19 protein-coding genes are annotated in these 19,812 nt (G+C 38.7%); 7 read left to right on the top strand and 12 right to left on the bottom strand.

What is annotated here, in order from left to right; all coding sequences use genetic code 11:
* Positions 1-18: 18 nt before the first annotated feature.
* Complete coding sequence (locus FTU80_RS09830; RefSeq protein ID WP_180084914.1) at positions 19-2,043, bottom strand: NADPH-dependent 2,4-dienoyl-CoA reductase; 2,025 nt, start codon at positions 2,041-2,043, stop codon at positions 19-21.
* A 180-nt stretch (positions 2,044-2,223) separates the two neighbouring features.
* On the opposite strand from FTU80_RS09830, the gene FTU80_RS09825 reads away from it, so the two are divergent.
* Both FTU80_RS09825 and FTU80_RS09820 read left to right on the top strand, forming a co-directional pair.
* Entirely contained in the window at positions 2,224-2,763 is a 540-nt protein-coding gene (locus FTU80_RS09825; protein WP_180022122.1) for a PadR family transcriptional regulator, read from the top strand.
* Between the two features lie 25 nt (positions 2,764-2,788).
* On the top strand, positions 2,789-3,700 hold the full coding sequence (locus tag FTU80_RS09820) for an alpha/beta fold hydrolase (RefSeq protein WP_180084913.1): 912 nt from the start codon (positions 2,789-2,791) through the stop codon (positions 3,698-3,700).
* Positions 3,701-3,828: 128 nt separating this feature from the next.
* Here the strand turns inward: FTU80_RS09820 and FTU80_RS09815 are convergent, their stop codons facing one another.
* On the bottom strand, positions 3,829-4,740 hold the full coding sequence (locus FTU80_RS09815) for a LysR family transcriptional regulator (RefSeq protein WP_078188530.1): 912 nt from the start codon (positions 4,738-4,740) through the stop codon (positions 3,829-3,831).
* Between the two features lie 279 nt (positions 4,741-5,019).
* Here FTU80_RS09815 and FTU80_RS09810 point away from each other — a divergent pair, with 279 nt between their 5' ends.
* Positions 5,020-5,934, top strand: a complete 915-nt coding sequence (locus FTU80_RS09810) for a LysR substrate-binding domain-containing protein (protein WP_180084912.1) — start codon at positions 5,020-5,022, stop codon at positions 5,932-5,934.
* 322 nt (positions 5,935-6,256) lie between these two features.
* Here the strand turns inward: FTU80_RS09810 and map are convergent, their stop codons facing one another.
* Positions 6,257-7,051: a type I methionyl aminopeptidase gene (map, locus tag FTU80_RS09805; protein ID WP_078193926.1), complete on the bottom strand. Its 795-nt coding sequence runs from the start codon at positions 7,049-7,051 to the stop codon at positions 6,257-6,259.
* Between the two features lie 349 nt (positions 7,052-7,400).
* Between map and brnQ the strand changes: the two genes are divergently transcribed.
* On the top strand, positions 7,401-8,693 hold the full coding sequence (gene brnQ / locus FTU80_RS09800; protein WP_180084911.1) for a branched-chain amino acid transport system II carrier protein: 1,293 nt from the start codon (positions 7,401-7,403) through the stop codon (positions 8,691-8,693).
* A 558-nt stretch (positions 8,694-9,251) separates the two neighbouring features.
* Positions 9,252-9,488: a hypothetical protein gene (locus tag FTU80_RS09795; RefSeq protein ID WP_078188534.1), complete on the top strand. Its 237-nt coding sequence runs from the start codon at positions 9,252-9,254 to the stop codon at positions 9,486-9,488.
* Positions 9,489-9,762: 274 nt separating this feature from the next.
* On the opposite strand, the gene FTU80_RS09790 is transcribed toward FTU80_RS09795, so the two are convergent.
* Positions 9,763-10,224 carry a hypothetical protein gene (locus FTU80_RS09790; RefSeq protein WP_180084910.1) on the bottom strand — a complete coding sequence of 154 codons (462 nt, stop codon included), beginning with the start codon at positions 10,222-10,224 and terminating at the stop codon, positions 9,763-9,765.
* A gap of 174 nt (positions 10,225-10,398) precedes the next feature.
* On the opposite strand from FTU80_RS09790, the gene FTU80_RS09785 reads away from it, so the two are divergent.
* Positions 10,399-11,259: an alpha/beta fold hydrolase gene (locus FTU80_RS09785; RefSeq protein ID WP_180063817.1), complete on the top strand. Its 861-nt coding sequence runs from the start codon at positions 10,399-10,401 to the stop codon at positions 11,257-11,259.
* A 216-nt stretch (positions 11,260-11,475) separates the two neighbouring features.
* The gene (locus FTU80_RS09780; RefSeq protein ID WP_078188537.1) at positions 11,476-11,961 is read left to right on the top strand and encodes an Lrp/AsnC family transcriptional regulator; all 486 of its coding nucleotides are present in this window, start codon (positions 11,476-11,478) and stop codon (positions 11,959-11,961) included.
* An 84-nt stretch (positions 11,962-12,045) separates the two neighbouring features.
* On the opposite strand, the gene FTU80_RS09775 is transcribed toward FTU80_RS09780, so the two are convergent.
* The 8 genes from FTU80_RS09775 to FTU80_RS09740 form a co-directional block, all read right to left on the bottom strand.
* A complete protein-coding gene (locus tag FTU80_RS09775; RefSeq protein ID WP_180004964.1) occupies positions 12,046-12,258 on the bottom strand; it encodes a hypothetical protein in 213 nt (70 codons plus the stop codon).
* Entirely contained in the window at positions 12,255-12,467 is a 213-nt protein-coding gene (locus tag FTU80_RS09770; RefSeq protein ID WP_078193931.1) for a DUF4177 domain-containing protein, read from the bottom strand. The genes FTU80_RS09775 and FTU80_RS09770 overlap by 4 nt, the downstream gene beginning before the upstream one ends.
* 203 nt (positions 12,468-12,670) lie before the next feature.
* The gene (locus tag FTU80_RS09765) at positions 12,671-13,420 is read right to left on the bottom strand and encodes a tetratricopeptide repeat protein (RefSeq protein ID WP_180084909.1); all 750 of its coding nucleotides are present in this window, start codon (positions 13,418-13,420) and stop codon (positions 12,671-12,673) included.
* 95 nt (positions 13,421-13,515) lie between these two features.
* Complete coding sequence (gltS, locus tag FTU80_RS09760) at positions 13,516-14,739, bottom strand: sodium/glutamate symporter (RefSeq protein WP_180084908.1); 1,224 nt, start codon at positions 14,737-14,739, stop codon at positions 13,516-13,518.
* 203 nt (positions 14,740-14,942) lie between these two features.
* Positions 14,943-15,158 carry a hypothetical protein gene (locus tag FTU80_RS09755; RefSeq protein ID WP_180084907.1) on the bottom strand — a complete coding sequence of 72 codons (216 nt, stop codon included), beginning with the start codon at positions 15,156-15,158 and terminating at the stop codon, positions 14,943-14,945.
* Positions 15,159-15,297: 139 nt separating this feature from the next.
* Complete coding sequence (locus FTU80_RS09750; protein WP_180035787.1) at positions 15,298-16,134, bottom strand: tetratricopeptide repeat protein; 837 nt, start codon at positions 16,132-16,134, stop codon at positions 15,298-15,300.
* A gap of 200 nt (positions 16,135-16,334) precedes the next feature.
* Positions 16,335-18,974: a bifunctional aconitate hydratase 2/2-methylisocitrate dehydratase gene (locus FTU80_RS09745; RefSeq protein WP_180084906.1), complete on the bottom strand. Its 2,640-nt coding sequence runs from the start codon at positions 18,972-18,974 to the stop codon at positions 16,335-16,337.
* 296 nt (positions 18,975-19,270) lie between these two features.
* Positions 19,271-19,540: a hypothetical protein gene (locus FTU80_RS09740; RefSeq protein WP_078193937.1), complete on the bottom strand. Its 270-nt coding sequence runs from the start codon at positions 19,538-19,540 to the stop codon at positions 19,271-19,273.
* Between the last annotated feature and the right edge of the window lie 272 nt (positions 19,541-19,812).

Genomic DNA, 19,812 nt, shown 5'->3' with positions numbered 1-19,812 from the left:
GGTTTAGTATGAGGCTGATTAAATCACTGCAGCCAAATCTGCACCTTGACGAATCGCACGTTTAGCATCTAACTCACCAGCTTCTTTCGCACCACCAATCAAATGCACATTTTTCCCATCTGCTTGTAGCTGTTCATACATCGCGGTATAGGATTCCTGACCTGCACAAATCACCACATGATCAACATCTAAAATACGTGGTTGACCATCAACGGTAATATGCAAACCTTGATCATCAATTTTGTCGTAGCTTGCACCCGCAATCATTTTCACATCGCGGTGTTTCAAACCTGTACGGTGAATCCAACCCGTGGTTTTACCTAAGCCAGCACCAACCGATTTAGCCTTACGTTGCAATAAATACACTTCACGCGGCGACTCTTCGACGTCTGGATGTTTCAAGCCACCGACTTGTGTATACGTGGTATCAATTCCCCATTCATCATAAAATTTCTCAGGATTGAGGCTACCGCTTTCACCTTCATGCGTTAAATATTCAGCCGTATCGAAACCAATACCGCCTGCACCAATGATTGCTACACGTTTGCCAACAGGTTGACGTTCACGTAAAACTTGTAAATAACTCAATACTTTTGGATGATCAATACCATCTATATCTAACTGACGCGGTGTTACACCCGTCGCCACCACGATGTCATCAAAATCAGACTGAGCTAATTCTTCATACGTTGCTGTATGGTTCAATACCAATTTAATCTGAGGCAATAGTTCTATTTTACGTTTGAAATAACGCAACGTTTCATAAAACTCTTCTTTACCAGGAATCGTTTTCGCAATATTAAACTGTCCACCAATTTGGCTCGATGCTTCAAAAATAGTTATGTTATGACCACGCTCTGCAGCATAAGTTGCAAAGCTTAAACCTGCAGGTCCCGCACCAATCACAGCAATATTTTTCACCTGTGCAGATTCTTTAAAAATCAGTTCAGTTTCATAGCAAGCTTGAGGGTTAACCAAACATGTTGCAATTTTCATTGAGAAAATATGATCTAGGCAGGCTTGGTTACAACCAATACAGGTATTAATTTCATCACTACGACCTTGTTCTGCTTTTTCTACAAAACATGGGTCAGCCAGCATTGGACGTGCCATGGACACCATATCTGCATCACCTGATGCAAGAACATGTTCAGCCATTTCAGGAGTGTTAATACGGTTTGAGGTGATTAAAGGAACATTCACAAGACCTTTTAATTTCTTGGTCACCCATGTAAATGCAGCACGCGGCACTTTGGTTGCAATGGTCGGAATACGCGCTTCATGCCAACCAATACCGGTATTGATAATAGTTGCACCGGCTTTTTCAATGGCTTTTGCAAGTTGCACAACTTCTTCGAAAGTCGAACCACCTTCAACCAGATCCAGCATAGAAAGACGGTAAATAATAATAAAATTTTCACCAACTATTTCACGCGTACGACGCACGATCTCAATTGGAAAACGAATCCGGTTTTCATAACTGCCACCCCATTCATCATCACGGTGGTTGGTACGTGCAGCAATAAACTCATTAATTAAATAACCTTCTGACCCCATGACTTCTACACCGTCATAACCCGCTGTCTGTGCTAACTGAGCACATTTGGCAAAATCATTGATCGTGCGTTCGACGTCTGCTGTGCTTAAAGCTTGCGGTTTTACTGGGTTAATTGGCGCTTGAATTGATGAAGGTGCAACATTATTGGCTTGATACGAGTAGCGACCTGTATGCAAAATCTGCATCGCAATTTTACCGCCAGCATCATGTACCGCCTGCGTAATCACTTTATGTTTTTCTGCTTCTTCTAAAGAATCTAATTTTGAGCCACCAGCAAATGTCACACCATCATCATTGGGAGAAATACCACCAGTTACAATCAGACCTACACCACCTTTCGCACGCTCAGCGTAAAAAGCTGCCATGCGTTCATAGCCACCCGGTGCTTCTTCAAGGCCGATATGCATAGAACCCATCAATACACGGTTCTTTAGCGTTGTAAAACCTAAATCTAGTGGTGCCAATAAATTTGGATAATTTGACATTTTTTCTCCTTAGCGTGCTGAAAAGCTGGCTATTTTTATCTTTGCTTGTATACGAGCTTTCTATTTCCATCTACGCACACAAGCTTTTGCAACTTGTTGCACTAATTTATATGCGAGATTTGATTTTTATGCAACATGTTGCATAATAAAAAGTACAAAACTATTTTGACTGAGCCATATATGTCTTTAGCCCATGTTTTACTCACGAGCTTACTTGAAAAACCGAGCACAGGAATTGACCTTGCACGCCGTTTTGACCGCTCTATGGGCTTTTTTTGGAATGCAACACATCAGCAAATCTACCGTGAACTCAGTGGTATGCAGCAAAAAGGCTGGATCAGTACCATTGAAGATGAGCACAGCACAACCCGTAAAAAAACCTACCAAGTTGAACAGCTTGGACGTGTTGAATTAGCCAATTGGATGGTTGAGCAAAGCCCTCCTGCTCAATTACGTGAAGAGTTAATGGTCCGTTTACGTGCAGAAGCTCAGCTGGGTACAAATGGCGTATTACCCGAATTAGAGCGCCATCTTGAAATTCACAAAGAAAAACTAAAAGTGTACCAGTCTATTTTTGCAAAAGACTTTGCACATGCGCATGATGAAGACCGTACTTTGTACATTCATAAAATGATTTTACAGCTTGGGATAGATTTGGAAATCGGTTGGATCAAATGGCTCGAAACCATCATTCCACAGTTGCATAAATTTAATCGCTAAAACAAAAAAATAAATAGGAAGCCGCATGCCGCACTATACAATGCCAGATCAACAACAACTATATGTTCGTGAATATGGTCAAGGAGAACCCATCCTGGTTTTATCTGGGCTCGGCATGCAAAGTTGGCAATGGCACCCTTTTCTATATCAACACCGAAAGCATTTTAAATTTATCATTCCAGACTGGCGTGGATTTGGCGGCTCTAAACATTGTCAAATTCCTAATATGGATACCATTTCAAGCCATTGGCGAGATATTGACAGCTTAGTTTCCCAACTTGGTTACGATAAAATCACGGTCATTGCCTACTCCATGGGGGCAACGACCACCATGCACGGTTTAAAATACGGTCAGTTTGCTGAAAAAATTAAACGTTATTTGCACATCGATCAAACGCCTAAAATTCGAGTAGATGAAGATTGGCAATATGGTTTATATGGCAAACGCTACACTGAGTTTTTGAGTATTTTAGAAGACATATCGAAGGTACTTGCAACCAACCTCTCCGTGCCATTTGCACAGCAGATGAATAAACATGACCGTCAAGGTCTGGTCGACGCTTGGTTAAGGTTTATAGACTTACAAAATAGCAATCCTTATGCTTTATCCGCTTTCCGTTTTGCATACCAACAACCAACTTTACAGAAGCTGATGTTACCTTCACAAAGTGTGGCCTATTTATATTGGTATATTCAAAATTATTTAAACCATACTGAAGATTATCGTGAAGCCATTGCCGCACTCACCGCACCGACGACTTTTTTCACCGGTGCAAAATCGATCCTCTATCCTGCCCAAGGTCAAAAAATTATTGCTGACAGCCTAGTCAATGCTGAGCAGATTATTTTTAAAAAATCGGGACACACTCCATTAATCAGTGAACCGGTCAAATTTAGCCGTGAAATCACCAAGTTCTTAAAACAAGTAACCCTATAAGACTGAAAAAAATAGGCTCAAAACTTTCAAGATTGAGCCTGCTTTTTATATGCAGGATGATGTAAATTAACTGTTTGCTTCTAAATTGAATTTCGAAATTAACATCAATATTAATTTTAAAACAAATGTTAGAAAACTCGACGATCATATTCAATTGCTTCTAAGTCATACACTTGGTAAACACAGTCAAATAAAGGACGCGCCAATTCCCCTTCATCATCATTTCGCACAATCAAATAAATTTGGCTAATGGCCGCACTATCCGATAATTTCACATAATTCACATGCCTAAACTGCATAATTTGTACAGATTCAGGAACAATACAAATGCCTTCGCCCGCAGCGACCATACCCAGTGATTGCTGCAAATCTGCTTGAGTGTTAAAGCGTTTCGGCTCCATACCATATTCTAAAAACAACGACTTGATCAGCGTTGCATAACTTTGACCATCCGTTGCTGGATAGATAAAAATCTGCTCATCTTTGAGATTATTTAATGCAATCTGCTGCTGTGAAGATAAAGGATGACTCGAATGCACCGCAACAATTAGTGGCTCTTCACGCAATAGCACACGTTTAACCGCCTGATCCGACACCCGAACTCGGCTAAAGCATGCATCAACCCGACCTTCTTTTAATGCCTGAATCTGATCAACTGCACTCAGTTCAATTAAATTTACATTTAAGTGTGGATATTGCTGACGGAACAAATAAACAATTCGAGGTAATAAACCACAGAGTAGCGAACCGCCATAACCGATATTAATCGTGCGTTCAGTAGCACTGGCCCGCTGCGTAATGAGCTTAATTTCTTCTGCATTGGAAAGTAATTTCACGGCTTGCTGATAAAAGAAACGGCCAATGGTGGTGGTTCTCAAAGGACGACTGCCACGCTCAAAAAGCTGTGCACCCAACTCTTCTTCTAAATTTTGAATTTGACGACTTAAAGGAGGTTGAGCAATAAATAGCTTTTCAGCAGCCTTCGTAAAACTCTGTTCTTCTACAACGGCGACAAAGTAACGTAAATGTCTTAATTCCATGACATTGTCCTTTAATGTCGAATTTCTTTCATAATGGTCTTTTATTTGAATATATCAGGACGACACTCAAATCACATCCTTCAAATTCGGTTATTTAAAAGATGTATACACCACATTTATTGTTTGGTCATGCTAATGTGAAACGATTATAAGGTTAACCCGACTTTAGTCTTGGCAATTTTGCTCAACCTTCTCACATGAAAAACTACAAAACGTGATTGACTTCATGAAACAATTCAAGTTAATTAGCAAAATCGTTGCAAATATGGAATAAGAACAGTGCTGAGTGATCTAGATGATTTTTATTGTTTTGCCCAAGTGGTCGAACATGGTGGTTTTAGTGCAGCCGAACGTGCAACAGATATTCCAAAATCAAAACTGAGTCGTCGAGTCTATAACTTAGAAGAACGTTTAGGTGTCCGCCTGATTCAACGTAGCTCACGACATTTTGCTGTTACAGATATTGGTATGAATATCTATCGCCATGCACAAGTTATGATGAATGCCGCTCAAGCCGCACATGATTTGGTTGATCATCTCAGTACGCAGCCGCGCGGCTTAATTAAAGTCAGCTTACCTGTTTCCATCGCGCAAAATGAAATGACCAAAATATTGCCTGAATTTTTAAAGCAATATCCAGAAATCAAAGTGCAAATGATGGTGACCAATCGACGCGTAGATATCATTAATGAAGGCTTCGATCTTGCGCTACGTGTACGTTCAAATCTAGACGACGACCCCAATTTAGTCATTCGTAAATTTGAAACGATTGAGCAGCACTTATTTGCCAGTCAGGCGTATCTGAATAAATTTGGCGAACTCAAACAACCTGAAGATTTATCTCAGCATCAAATATTAAGTATGGCGGATGAGCATCTCGATCAACATATTATTGTGACCGATGCACAGCATCATCAGAAAAAAATCAAAGTTAACCCAACCGTGATGGGCTCTGACCTGTCTATGTTAGCTGCACTGGCCTGCCAAGATTGTGGCGTGGCGTTATTACCCGACAGTATTGTGTCCGATCACGTGAAATCAGGTGCTTTGGTTCGTGTACTACCTGAATGGAAAGCTGCACATGGTATTTTCCATGCAGTTTATCCATCTCGTCGTGGCTTACTACCTGCTGTACGTGTATTCATTGATTACTTAGTTGAAAAACTCAGCCAACATGAACACGCTAAATTTTAAGCAAAAAAAAAAGCTCACCCATGTGATGGGTAAGCGAAAACTTAAAAACTAAGTAAAATCAGAAACTACAGCAGAATCTGTAGGGCTATTGTATAAATAAAATACATCTTTATTAAATCGTTAATAGCTCTAACTGATTTTTTGAGCTATAGGCAAAGCCTTACAAATTAAGACTTAGAGAAATGTAGTTAGTCTTAAAAACGATAACGCCCATAACCACCACGAAATCCTAGACTAAAGTCAAAAAATATACAACTGTATAATTTTATTTAACTTCAATCATTTGGACACAGCAGATATGGCATTAACAACACTACAGAGCTTAGATCGCGGGATATTCGCCTGTACCCTCTGGCCATGGAGATAACAACTCAAAACCAGTATCGGTTACAACAACCATATGTTCCCACTGTGCCGATAAAGAACGGTCTGCAGTAATTACTGTCCAGCCGTCTTTTAACTCTTTAGTACGCGCTTTACCGCTATTAATCATCGGTTCAATGGTAAAGACCATGCCTTTTTTCAGAATGACACCTTGACCCGGTTGACCATAGTGTAAAACGCTTGGTTGCTCATGATAAACTTTACCAATCCCGTGACCACAGTATTCACGTACAATGCTGTAGCCTTCACGATGAGCAACTTGTTGAATGGCATAGCCTACATCCCCCAAAGTTGCTCCCGGTTTAACTGCATGAATCCCTGCAACCATGGCTTCGTAGGTAGTTTCCACTAACTTTTTAGCCGCAGGCGAAACCTCACCCACATAGTACATACGACTGGTATCACCAAAATAACCATCTTTAATGATGGCAACATCAATATTGATAATGTCACCATCTTTCAATACAGTTTCTTTCGAAGGAATACCATGACAAACCACTTCATTCGGTGAAATACAGGTGGTTTTGGTATAGCCATAGTAGCCAACGTTGGCAGGAATCACTTTAAGTGTGTTGACGATAAAATCATTACAGATATCGTCTAGATATTCAGTGGTCACGCCCGGCTTGACATACTCCCCGATCATCTCTAAAACCTGAGCAGCTAAACGACCTGAAATGCGTAATTTTTCAATATCTTGCTCGGTTTTAATCGTGATTTTGGAAGCTTTCATCTGAATATCCTCAAATTTGAATACACCGAATTATAGACCTTTTAGATTTTTTTTGTTTTATTCAGCCAATATTTCTGCATTTATTCGGCTTATAGCATCCTATTTAGTGCTGAAAATTAGAACAATTGATTTATATCTGATAAATCTTAATCGCTAAACATATTCCTATAAAAAATTTATATACAATAAATTTCTTTTATTTATCATAAACATAAATAAAACATTATTTTATCTGTCAATATATTCATAATTCGTATTATAAAAACTATCTATACGATTTATAAATTTTGCTCCAAAAACGAGCTTAATTGCACTAAAATTGCCTTTTTTCACAGTTCATCTCCCCTTTATGACAAGTCTTCGTACACGGGATATTGTTGCCTTAGGTTTTATGACCTTCGCACTGTTTATTGGTGCAGGTAACATTATTTTCCCACCAATTGTCGCACAGCAAGCGGGTGAACATGTTTGGTTAGCTGCATTTGGTTTCTTAATCACCGCAGTTGGTCTACCTGTCATCACGATTATTGCTTTGTCGCGTGTTGAAGGTTCTATTCAAGTTTTAAGTTCGCCTTTGGGTAAAGTAGCCAGCATTATCCTTACTGTCGCGTGTTACTTAGCTGTTGGACCTTTATTTGCAACACCTCGTACAGCTACCGTTTCATATGAAATTGGTTTCTCTTCTTATTTTGGTAACAGCGCAAACAGTCTGCTGATTTATAGCGTGATTTATTTTGCATTGGTGACGATTGTTTCACTTTACCCAAATAAAATTTTAGATACCGTAGGTTATTTCCTTTCACCACTCAAGATTTTAGGCCTCGTTATACTGGGTATCTCTGCGTTCTTTATCCCTGCCGGTGTGATTCCACCTGCAATTGATAACTACGTAACTGCACCAGTTTCTGAAGGTGTAGTAAATGGTTATTTAACCATGGATACCTTAGGCGCTTTAGTTTTTGGTATTGTGATCGTCAAAGCCATTACTTCACGCGGCGTAACGAATAGTAAGCTCGTCACCAAGTATGCTGTTATTGCCAGTATTATTTCAGGTATTGGTCTTACCCTGGTTTATATCAGTTTATTCAAACTCGGTATGGGCAGCCATGATATTGCTCCAAACGCAACAAATGGTGCAGTGATCCTGCATGCATATGTACAACATGCTTTTGGTGATATGGGCGCTTATTTCCTATCTGCAATGATCTTTGTTGCATGTATGGTGACCGCGATTGGCTTAACCTGCGCATGTGCTGAATATTTCTCAGAATTGACTAAAATTCCATACAAAGTTTTTGTGTTCATTTTAGTTGGTTTCTCACTACTGATTTCAAACTTAGGTTTAACCAAACTCATTGCAGTTTCAGTGCCTGTTTTAAGTGCGATTTATCCACCTGCGATTGCCGTTATCCTACTGAGCTTCTGCTCTAAATGGTTTATTTCACCATCAAGAGTTATTGCGCCTGTTACCGCATGTGCGTTTATTTTCGGTATTTTTGATGGTTTAAAAGTGGCTGGTTTCGAAGATGCACTTCCAAGCTTTATTGCCAATCTACCGCTTGCTCAACAAAATTTAGCATGGCTGATCCCTTCTGTGATTGTGCTGATTATTGCTGCTGTAATTGACAAAGTTAAAAAATAACCTTTTTTGACCTGTCTAAAATCGGAGTTTTACCCGAATGACGATTTTACCTGTGACCAATAATTGTCGAGTTTTACCCAAACTGACATTTATTTGTCCTACTACAGCGCAATAATCCTAAGTCATTGAACTTTTAAATAAAGTTTTATTTTCATGATGAGAAAAAAAGCCAGCCCTTTGGCTACAAAATATAATAATAGTTAAAATACAAATACTTTCTGCAAAATACACCGTACACAAAATCCATGATTAAGCCCGATTCAGACTGTAAGCTAGGCGGTTTCTTGTCATAAAGCCGATATACCCGTGTTGGTATATATATTGCTTATTCATACATAGATATTATGCATCGACCATTTTACTCACCAGTCAACACCTTTAGATTCATAATATTTAGTATATGAATAAAATGATTATTCTTATATGATGATCTAACATAGTTTTATGACAAAATAATGACATTTACTATTGAAATACTTCTAGTTTCGAAGTACAACAGTAGTTCAAACCTGACCAAAATCATGGGTTTTGGCTAAACAACAACACGGAGGGGTGGAGATGTTATCAGTACATTTCAAAAAGCAATTCTTCATTAACGCTCTGAAGGCAAATAAGAACATGGTGACCTATACAAGCACCACTATTGCTCTCATGCTGACACTACTTATTCAAGGCTTAATACAAGGAAATTTAAGACCTGAATATTTTGCTTATGCGCTTATTGTCTCTGTAGCCTTTTATTTATGGGCAGTCATTGACCACAAATATCGAAAGCAAAAATCAACAGAATTTTAAGTTAGAAGATGGATGAGGCATCATCCATCTTGAAAAAAGAAAAGATGCCAATCCCTACCTTCTCGATCATTTAATCCTTTTTAAATAACAATACAAATAATCCCTAAAATAACCAGAAAATCATCAGCCTTTTCTCATAAATTTTCAATTCTGCAGAACTTCAAATTTTGTTTTATAAATTCTTCTACATAGCCATCGTCTGCACTTTAAAAGCTTTTATCTCCTGATTAGCTTCCAATCTAATTGGTACTATTTATGATTGATACTACTTTGCTTAAAACCAAAATTTAACGATGACTCCAAAGAGCAATCCGAGTGTTGCAATTAACTCACCAATCACCAATCCAAGCATTGCCATACTCATCATCCATTTAGGTAAATGCCATTTGCCTAAGACGTGCGGGACTTTAAATTGATTGGTGGTATCGGCTAAATAGCCATGCAGTATATAGCTTAAAATCGAAAAGCTAAAAAAGAACAGATTGATGATTACAAAGAGTAAATTGAGCGCGTGAGGAAGTGCTGAAAAATAGGCCAATACCGCTAAAATAAGCGTCGCTGGGGCGTATAACAAACTGCTCCGATGTGCAATATCGACATAATAATGCGCACGTGCCAGTTCAGACTGTCTTATTTGTGCATATTTCCACACACCCGTGAGCATACCTACCCATAAATAAATCCCACTAAAGACTATCGCAATTTTTACTGCACCCGAAAGTTGAAGCATGTCCATTTTTAATTTACATCCATTGTTCAATTACACGCATTATTTTTATCTGTATTTATACTGCAATAGTAATTGCTTCAAACCTGTTATGACATGACTTTAGAGTCATACTCTTTTCAGGTTTCTTTTTGGAACTTGTGTAGATTAGAGTCATCGGAACACACCCATGAAGTTTGAATCATGTCATCATCTGAAAAACTCACGATTCATTGCCAAGACGGCTATTCACTGAGTGCGCGCTATTATCCACACCAGACAGAGCTCAAACAGGTTTTACCTGTGTTGATTTGTCCAGCCACAGGCATTACCAAGCAATTTTATAATAGTTATGCAACATGGTTGAGCCAACAAGGCTATGACGTTTTAGTTTTTGATTTTCGTGGTATTGGTGAGTCGCTACACAGCCCTCTAAAAGAATCGACAGCAAGTATTGTTCAATGGGGGCAGCTTGATATCCCGGCGGCAATCGACGCTTTAATCAGTAAAACGCAAGCGCCTAAAGTCATATTACTCGGTCATAGCGCAGGCGGACAATTATTAGGTATCGTGCCAAATTTTGACAAAGTTGCCAAAGTGGTTGCTGTTTCTGGCTCTACAGGTCATGTAAAAAAACTTAAAGGTCGTACCAAACTTTTAGCTCCAGTGATGTTTAATGTGATCTTCCCGATTGCACGCTATACCATTGGCTATGGCCCGACCAATGCAATTGGCATGGGTGAAAATTTGCCAAAAGATGTTGCTCGTGAATGGGCTGAATTTTGTAGCAAACCCGGTTATGTCATCAATGCCTTAGGCAAAACTGTTCAGCATGATTTTCATCAACAAGTGAGCTGCCCGATCACTGCCGTATGGAGCTCTGATGACGAAATCGCCACGGAAGCCAATGTCAAAGACTTGCTGCGCTTATACCCGAATGCTTCGACTCAAATGATTGAGTTAAAACCGAAAGAAACAGGTCATAAAGCCATCGGACATATGTTGATGTTTAAATCGTCACATCAAAACCTATGGCCGATCATTGAACAACAGTTACACGCTTAAGTTTTTGCCACTCAGTCAGTAATCCGGCTGAGTGGTCTTTTTATGGACTGCACAATATTTTCTATTTTTAGCTTCAATCACCCTGCCTAACACCTTACATATTTTATTTTTCTATCTTTAAAATCTGCACTGAACGTCCAAGTGTACTTATTTTCATCAGCCGACTATTGCAAAAAATGATATAACTATTTTTTCTCAATTATATTCTATTTTGGCATGAGTGAAGCACGACATAACCTCGACAGAATTGATCGCTTAATATTATCCGCATTAAGAGAAGATGGACGACTCACCATAGCCCAGCTGTCTGAACGTGTTGGTCTCTCCTCTTCGCCGTGTTGGACACGCTTAAAGCGTTTAGAAAATTTAAAAATTATAGACGGCTATACAGCCAACATTAATCCAAAATCGATTGGGATCAATGAATTATTCTTTATTGAAATCACATTAGAACGTCACGATGATGAAATTTTAGATCAATTTAGTGAAACTTTAGCCAATATGCCAGAAGTGGTAGAGGCCCATTTAGTCACTGGCGATTATGATTATTTGGTGAAAGTTGCAGTTAAAAATGCTGAACACTATGAGCGTTTTTTGCGTAAAAACTTATATTCTATGAAAGGTATACGCCACACCCGCTCCATTTTTGCGCTACGACAATTAAAATCTGCCAGCAGTGCTGACCTCATGATGATTGAGTAATGAGCCAATATAGATCTAATCTATAAGATGACTTTAAATTTTAAGGCAATTGAGTTCAGCACACAATTGCCCTATTTATGTGTTCTAATCTATATAGCCATCTTTTTTCAATTTTTTATCTGTCAAATACTCACGTATGACCAATGTTGCAATAATAATGATGGCTTCTAAGATCGCTACTGTGACGGTTAGTTTGGTAAATACTTCGACACTGAGCAACTCAAACCATAATTGAGCGATGGCTAATAAACCCCATAAAACTGAAATAATAAGTGCACTAAAGACACCGTATTTCATTTTTCTCTCTCCAAAACAACTACATAAGCTTCGCGCTTCCAAAAAAGCAGCATACGACGGATATCCTTTTCCATCGTAATCACCGCCCAACCTTGCTGTGCATTTTGATTTAAAAAATTGGTGAATTTAACAGGATCAACTTTTGAAGAGCCAAGCAGCAAAGATCCCAGCATACCTTCTTGATAGATAACAACTTTATATTCTTTCATCAATATAGTTCTTTATGGTTATAGTGAAATGAACAAATGTTCAGAGCAAAGTATAACGATCGGTTTTTCCTAAAACAACAAAGTTTTAACTGTCAATTTACTCAGCATTTTTTTCAATTTTATGCTTTAATATACACAGTATGAGATGAGCCTTATATGAGTATCACGCGAGTGATACGACTAGCCCCTAACCATGGGGCTTTTTATTGTTTTCTACTCAGCTCACATTGTTGTGTTTCATTGTTCAATTCTGACAAAACGAGACTGTGAATTTCACATGTTTTCACAGGGTCTTGCTCATAAGCCGAATTAAACCATGCAGCAGCTTTTTTATAATTTGGCTTTCCATCTGTACCTCTATAATAAATCATGCCTAACCGGTGCTGATACTTTGCCAATCCTTTTTCTGCTAAAAGTACTGTAGGTTTTTCTGCAAGTAGTAGATCATTCTTCGTATAGTAATAATAGTCGGCTAATTGTTCGATATCTTCCTGCTTACCTTTATTAGCAAATTCAATTAAAAGGCTTTCAAATTTTTTATCATTCCTTGGAATGAGTTCATATTTATTCATGATCAAAAGCATACGCTTTGAATCATCTAAGTTTCTTTCAGCACCGATCTCAAACCATTTTGCGGCTTCTGCATAATCTACTTTTACTCCTACACCTTTGTAATACATCAATCCCAAATTTTGATTTGCTGAGCGATGCCCTAAGGCAGAAGCACGCTTATACAGCGCTATGGCTTCAGGCAGATTAATCTCCACACCTTCTAGCCCTATATGTTTCAGTACAGCCAAATCATACAGCGCCTGTTTATCGTTATTTTTTGCTTGAACGATGGTCTTTCGGACATCAATTTCGGCTGAAAAGGTTATAGAAAATGGAAATGCTGTTAATACAAATAGCATGAACAATTTGATGTAAGGCAAATGATATTTTAAAACTTTCATTGTTTATTATTCTTGATCAATAAGATGGTGAAAAATGAAATGCTAAAGCACCCTCTCTAGATGCTTTAGCATTTTTTAAAGCTGTATATATAGTATTAACCAAAGAAGCCTATCGTTGCCTGAATGACCACAGCATTGACAATATCTACAAAGAATGCCCCTGTCAAAGGAATAATCAAAAAGGCTTTATGTGATGGCCCATAGGTATTGGTCACTGCCTGAATATTGGCAATCGCTGTAGGCGTCGCACCGAGGTTTACGCCGCACTGCCCTGCACAAAGTACTGCTGCATCATAGCTTTTTCCCATGATCCTAAAAGTTACAAAGTACAGATACAGTGCTAAAACGAGGGTTTGTACCATTAAAATAATCACCAGTGGGCCTGCAAGATCTGCCAATAACCAGAGCTGCAATGACATCAGCGCCATCGATAAAAACAGCGCCAATGATGCATTACCAAAGACATCGATACAGCGATCAAACATTTCAATTTTAAAGCCAAGTTCAAGGGTGTTTCTTAAAAATACACCACACGCTAAAGCCCAAACGAATGTAGGCAACTCAAACCACTGTCCACGAGCAAACTCTGTCATGAAATAAGCAAAGCTGATACAGATGGCAAACATCCCCATCGTTTTGACGGCATCATCTGCGGTAATTAAACGGGTTTTTTCAGGATATTCGAAAGGCGCCGTTTCAGATGCAGGCGGTGCTTCATTACGTCCTGTTGTCGGTACAAGTTCTTCTGCCAACTGAAAACGGCGGATGAGGAATTTCGCCACTGGCCCGCCCATCATGCCGCCAATGACTAAGCCGAAGGTTGCACTTGCCATACCGAGTACGACTGCGCCTTGTATACCATGATCTTGTTCAAACACTGTACCCCATGCGCCTGCTGTACCGTGACCACCTGTAAGTGTTACGGAGCCTGTAATTAAGCCGATAAGCGGGTCCAGTCCCAAAACTTTGGCCAAGCTGATACCGACGATGTTTTGCAGCATGACAAATACAATGACACAGCCTAAAAACAGCACCAGCGCCTTTCCGCCTTCTTTGAGTTTACCAAAACTTGCGCTCAAGCCTACAGAGGTAAAGAACATCAGCATGAATATTTGCTGAATTTTGGCATCAAAATTTACGGTGATATTAAAGTTTTTAAATAATATAAAAGTAATTACAGCTGCAACTAGACCACCTGCTACAGGTTCAGGAATGTTGTATTTTTTCAGGATGGAAATTTTGTGTACGAAGAAATAACCGATAAATAAAACCAAAACCGCCACGACAATTGTCAAAAAAGCATCTAGCTCATAATTCATAATTTAATCTTAAGTGCTCAATTTTATTTATCCTTTTACATAATTATTGGAGTTTTTCAGCTAGAAAAATGTAAATACGCTATTCACACCCTCATTTGTAGCACTTTTTTGAACTCTAATAATTGAAATAAATAAAAATGCTCAGCGCATGTGATGATCTGAGCATTGGCTATTTATGACTATAAAGAAAGATTTTTGAGATATTATTTGATGTCGAATACCCAGTTATGCGCTTCTTTATCACTGGTGGTTTCACAGACATAGTAATCTTGATCCCACGCATCTTGGTTAAAGATTTCTTTTTTGAAGTAATTCACCTGTTTGCCATTTTCGACACAGACAAAGCTGTCACCTTGGTCTTTGACTTGAGTTCCGTTAAGGAAACCACCTATGCAGAGAAAGCGGGATTGTTTGGGCATTTTCACATCATCACTTAAATCACTAATATTTTACCGAAATCTACACCCAATAGTAAATTCTTGATTGAAACTAGTATGAGCTAAATCATCTAGATTTTTAAATAAATTTTCACCCTATCGCTTCTAAAAAAATTTAAAGTCAAATATCACAATCATGGGTTTTTTTACATACTTTATCCCAGTATTCATAATCTTTTGAATTACTTAGTTTTTTATAATAAAGTCTTAAGTTATAAATAGCATCTGGATGGCCATCTATTGCTAATGGCTTTATTATATTAATAGCTGTATTAATATTAGCTTCCACACCATATCCTTTAAAATATAATGTTGCTAATTGGATTTTCGCTAGAGAATAATTTTGATTTGCTGACAAAGTATACCATTTGAAAGCCTCCTTAAAATCCTCATTACCGCCATTTCCTTTAAAATACATTTGGCCAATATTAAACTGCGCATCTGGATTACCTAGCAAAGCAGCCTTCTTATAATATTTCAGCGCATTTTCCAAATCTACATCATAATTATAGCCATAATTATACATCACACCTATTAAATTAAGAGCTGGTGCGAAATTATCATTTTCAATCGTCTTAAAAATTGATGCTGCTTCTGCATAATATCCTTGTTCTAATCGAACTCTTCCTACATTATAAATAGCTGGAATATAATTTTTATTACTAGCTTCAACGTAATATTTTAATGCTAATTCTAAATTTTTATCGACATAAATTCCATTCTCATAAAAATTGCCAATCTCATTTTTAGCATAGCTACTGATATTATTTACATTTTCTAAAATTAATAATTTTTTATATGCTTCTTCATACTTTTTCTTTTCCAGCATATCTTTATATTCATTCAAAGTATTTTTCTCTTGCTGTTCGGATAAAATTAATGGTTCAGATGAGCTTGAGGTACAAGAGTTTAAAAAAATTATAATAACTAAAGGTAAAAAATACATTCTAAAGTTCATAACTAATCCGTGAATTTAATATCATTTATTTCTTAATATTTTCTAAAAGTAATTTAAACCTAGTGACAGAAGTCAACTTACAATATTCTAATTAACTAAATTTAAACACGTATAAAGTTCGGAATATACTTTTAATAATAAAATAAGGGCTGATTACTCAGCCCTCATTTTTAACTCAATTTAATTTATTTTTCAACAAATTAGCTTAATTGAGCCGCAGCAATTTTCTTAGTATCAACATCTTTAGAAGCGTCAGTATAGTCGCTCATTTTGTCGAAGCTTAAGTATTGGTAGATGTCAGCAGACATGCTATCAATTTGAGCTGCGTATTCTTGGTACTCAGCTGGAGTTGGTAATTTACCAAGTACAGCAGCAACAGAAGCAAGCTCAGCAGAAGCTAAGTAAACGTTCGCACCTTGACCTAGACGGTTCGGGAAGTTACGAGTAGAAGTCGATACACAAGTAGTGTTCGGAGCTACACGTGCTTGGTTACCCATACATAATGAACAACCTGGCATTTCTGTACGAGCGCCAGCTTTACCATAGATGTTGTAGAAACCTTCTTCCATCAATTGACGTTCGTCCATACGAGTTGGAGGAGCCAACCATAGACGAGTAGATAAAGAACCACCAGGAACTTTGTCTAGAAGTTTACCAGCTGCACGGAAATGACCGATGTTAGTCATACATGAACCAACGAATACTTCGTCAATTTTTGTACCAGCAACGTCAGAAAGCAATTTAGCGTCATCTGGGTCGTTCGGGCAGCAAAGAACTGGTTCAGTGATTGTAGAAAGGTCAATTTCATACACTTTAGTGTATTCAGCATCTGGATCTGCTTTGATTAGGCTTGGGTTCGCTAACCATTTCTCCATGTTTTCTACACGGCGCGCCATAGTACGAGCATCGCCATAACCTTCAGAAATCATCCATTTCAACATAGTAATGTTTGATTTAAGGTATTCAGCAACTTTCTCTTCAGAAAGCGTGATAGAACAACCAGCAGCTGAACGTTCAGCAGATGCGTCAGAAAGTTCGAATGCTTGCTCAACAGTAAGGTCAGTTTCCATTTCTGTAAGGTCGATCTCAAGGATACGGCCAGAGAAGATGTTTTTCTTACCTTTTTTCTCTACAGTTAAGTCACCTTGTTGGATCGCAACGTAAGGAATCGCATGTACTAGGTCACGTAGAGTGATACCAGGTTGCATTTTACCTTTGAACTTAACAAGAACAGACTCAGGCATGTCTAGTGGCATAACGCCAGTTGCAGCAGCAAACGCTACAAGACCAGAACCCGCTGGGAAAGAAATACCAATTGGGAAACGAGTATGCGAGTCACCACCAGTACCAACTGTATCTGGAAGAAGCATACGGTTTAACCAAGAGTGGATAATACCGTCGCCTGGACGTAGAGAAACACCACCACGGTTCATAATGAAATCAGGAAGCGTGTGCTGCATTTGAACGTCAACTGGTTTTGGATACGCAGCTGTGTGACAGAAAGATTGCATAACGAGGTCAGCAGAGAAGCCTAGGCAAGCAAGATCTTTAAGTTCGTCACGAGTCATTGGACCTGTTGTATCTTGAGAACCAACAGTAGTCATCTTAGGTTCACAGTAAGTACCTGGAAGTACACCTTGACCTTCAGGAAGACCACAAGCGCGACCAACCATTTTTTGAGCTTGAGTGAAGCCTTTACCAGTAGCTGCAGGTTGAACTGGAGTACGGAATAAAGTTGAAGGTGCAAGACCAAGAGCTTCACGAGCTTTAGTTGTTAAACCACGACCAACGATAAGGTTGATACGGCCACCAGCACGTACTTCATCTAAAAGAACTGGAGTTTTAAGTTCAGATTCAGCGATTTGAACGCCGTCTTTGAACGCAGTTACTTTAGCAGCAGCGTGGTCGATTTTAAGCGTGATTTCGTCGCCCATGTTCATGTTTTGAACATCGATTTCTACTGGCAATGCACCAGCATCTTCCATAGTGTTGAAGAAAATCGGAGCGATTTTAGAACCTAAGCAATAACCACCGTCTTTTTTGTTCGGAATGTGAGCAATTTCGTCACCAAAGAACCAAAGTACAGAGTTAGTTGCTGACTTACGAGAAGAACCAGTACCAACAACGTCACCTACGTAAGCAACTTGGTTGCCTTTCGCGATAAGCTCTTTGATTTGGCTAAGTGGACCAACTTCGCCAGGAACTTCTGGATTGATACCGTCACGTACGTTTTTAAGCATTGCGTTAGCATGTAACGGAATGTCTGGACGGCTCCACGCGTCTTGTGCAGGTGACAAGTCGTCTGTGTTCGTTTCACCAGTTACTTTGAAAACTGTAAGTTTGATTTCTTCAGGAACGTCTTTACGGCTAGTGAACCATTCAGCATCTGCCCAAGATTGCATAACTGCTTGTGCATTCGCATTACCCGCTTTTGCTTTATCAGCAACGTCGTGGAAGGCATCAAATACAAGAAGAGTTTTCTTAAGTGCGTCAGCAGCTAATTCACCAAGCTCTGCATCATCAAGAAGTGCAACTAAAGGAGCAACGTTATAACCACCAAGCATAGTACCTAGTAGGTAAACCGCACGTTCTTTAGTTACTAGTGGAGAAGTCGCTTCACCTTTTGCCAAAGCAGCTAAGAAAGCAGCTTTAACGTATGCAGCTTGGTCAACACCCGCTGGAACACGGTTTTCTAGTAAATCAACTAAAAATGCTTCTTCGCCAGCTGGTGGGTTTTTTAATAATTCAACTAATGCAGCTGTTTGAGCATCGTCAAGTGGCTTCGGTGGGACTCCGAGTGCGGCACGTTCTTCAACGTGTTGGCGGTAAGCTTCTAGCACGGTGTTATTCCTCTTTTTTAAAAAATTATTTACGTATTCCTGCTTTAAATAAAGCTACGCAAATAATATGGACTGCTAAATTTTACTAAAATTCCAGTTAAAAGTTAATGCACTACAAGTGTTTCTTCGTGATGCCCGTTATTTTATAAATAAATGATCCTCATATCGTTTATACATTAAGCAAAATCAATACTTAGAACACGCTTTTCTTGCGCATATTAACTTTTGACTAAAATTAACCATCAAAAAAAGGCAACTAAATGTTGCCTGTTTTTATCAGTATTGGATATTCCACCTTAGTGTACAGTGGTTGCAGTGATATATTGCTGAAGTTCTGCTCGATCGCCTGTAAATCTGAGGCACCATTCGTCCTGACATGTGGTTTGATGTTGATTACTTGCAAAGCTGATATCGACCAAATAACGCTGAGAAAATTCATCTATTTTTTGGCGTAATGTGACTTTATCTCCAATGCTGAGCACGTAGTTCCCACCACCGATAATTGCTACGCCTTGTTCATCTTCTAGGAGTAGATCTGAGTGATGCATATAACCTATAACGTCCATATTCTGCTCCTCTACTGTTTTTTATTCTCCATTTCATTATTCATTAAAAAGATTTGCTTTTCTATATTTATGATTTAGCAAGTTGTCACAATTTGTGTTTCTCTCTGCTTAGGCTATTTAAAAATCTTTAAGCATCTCATATTCAAAGTAACCCGAAGATAAATATGCATTCGCAAAATAAGCATGAACTCCATCATATGGCTAAACAACGGATAGTTGCCCCGTTGTAACTACTCACTGCTGAATAGAGCCTTTAGGTTTTGCTTTACGCG

The sequence above is a fragment of the Acinetobacter sp. YH12145 genome (genome assembly GCF_013418335.1).
Taxonomy (GTDB): Bacteria; Pseudomonadota; Gammaproteobacteria; order Pseudomonadales; family Moraxellaceae; genus Acinetobacter; species Acinetobacter amyesii.
This window is presented reverse-complemented; position numbering and strand designations above follow the sequence as displayed.

Excerpts from the sequence above, each read along its gene's own strand:
- FTU80_RS09830 (WP_180084914.1), bottom strand. The coding sequence starts at position 2,043 with ATGTCAAATTATCCAAATTTATTGGCACCACTAGATTTAGGTTTTACA.
- FTU80_RS09825 (WP_180022122.1), top strand. The coding sequence starts at position 2,224 with ATGTCTTTAGCCCATGTTTTACTCACGAGCTTACTTGAAAAACCGAGC.
- FTU80_RS09820 (WP_180084913.1), top strand. The coding sequence starts at position 2,789 with ATGCCGCACTATACAATGCCAGATCAACAACAACTATATGTTCGTGAA.
- FTU80_RS09815 (WP_078188530.1), bottom strand. The coding sequence starts at position 4,740 with ATGGAATTAAGACATTTACGTTACTTTGTCGCCGTTGTAGAAGAACAG.
- map (WP_078193926.1), bottom strand. The coding sequence starts at position 7,051 with ATGAAAGCTTCCAAAATCACGATTAAAACCGAGCAAGATATTGAAAAA.
- brnQ (WP_180084911.1), top strand. The coding sequence starts at position 7,401 with ATGACAAGTCTTCGTACACGGGATATTGTTGCCTTAGGTTTTATGACC.
- FTU80_RS09795 (WP_078188534.1), top strand. The coding sequence starts at position 9,252 with ATGTTATCAGTACATTTCAAAAAGCAATTCTTCATTAACGCTCTGAAG.
- FTU80_RS09790 (WP_180084910.1), bottom strand. The coding sequence starts at position 10,224 with ATGGACATGCTTCAACTTTCGGGTGCAGTAAAAATTGCGATAGTCTTT.
- FTU80_RS09785 (WP_180063817.1), top strand. The coding sequence starts at position 10,399 with ATGTCATCATCTGAAAAACTCACGATTCATTGCCAAGACGGCTATTCA.
- FTU80_RS09780 (WP_078188537.1), top strand. The coding sequence starts at position 11,476 with ATGAGTGAAGCACGACATAACCTCGACAGAATTGATCGCTTAATATTA.
- FTU80_RS09775 (WP_180004964.1), bottom strand. The coding sequence starts at position 12,258 with ATGAAATACGGTGTCTTTAGTGCACTTATTATTTCAGTTTTATGGGGT.
- FTU80_RS09770 (WP_078193931.1), bottom strand. The coding sequence starts at position 12,467 with ATGAAAGAATATAAAGTTGTTATCTATCAAGAAGGTATGCTGGGATCT.
- FTU80_RS09765 (WP_180084909.1), bottom strand. The coding sequence starts at position 13,420 with ATGAAAGTTTTAAAATATCATTTGCCTTACATCAAATTGTTCATGCTA.
- gltS (WP_180084908.1), bottom strand. The coding sequence starts at position 14,739 with ATGAATTATGAGCTAGATGCTTTTTTGACAATTGTCGTGGCGGTTTTG.
- FTU80_RS09755 (WP_180084907.1), bottom strand. The coding sequence starts at position 15,158 with ATGCCCAAACAATCCCGCTTTCTCTGCATAGGTGGTTTCCTTAACGGA.
- FTU80_RS09750 (WP_180035787.1), bottom strand. The coding sequence starts at position 16,134 with ATGAACTTTAGAATGTATTTTTTACCTTTAGTTATTATAATTTTTTTA.
- FTU80_RS09740 (WP_078193937.1), bottom strand. The coding sequence starts at position 19,540 with ATGGACGTTATAGGTTATATGCATCACTCAGATCTACTCCTAGAAGAT.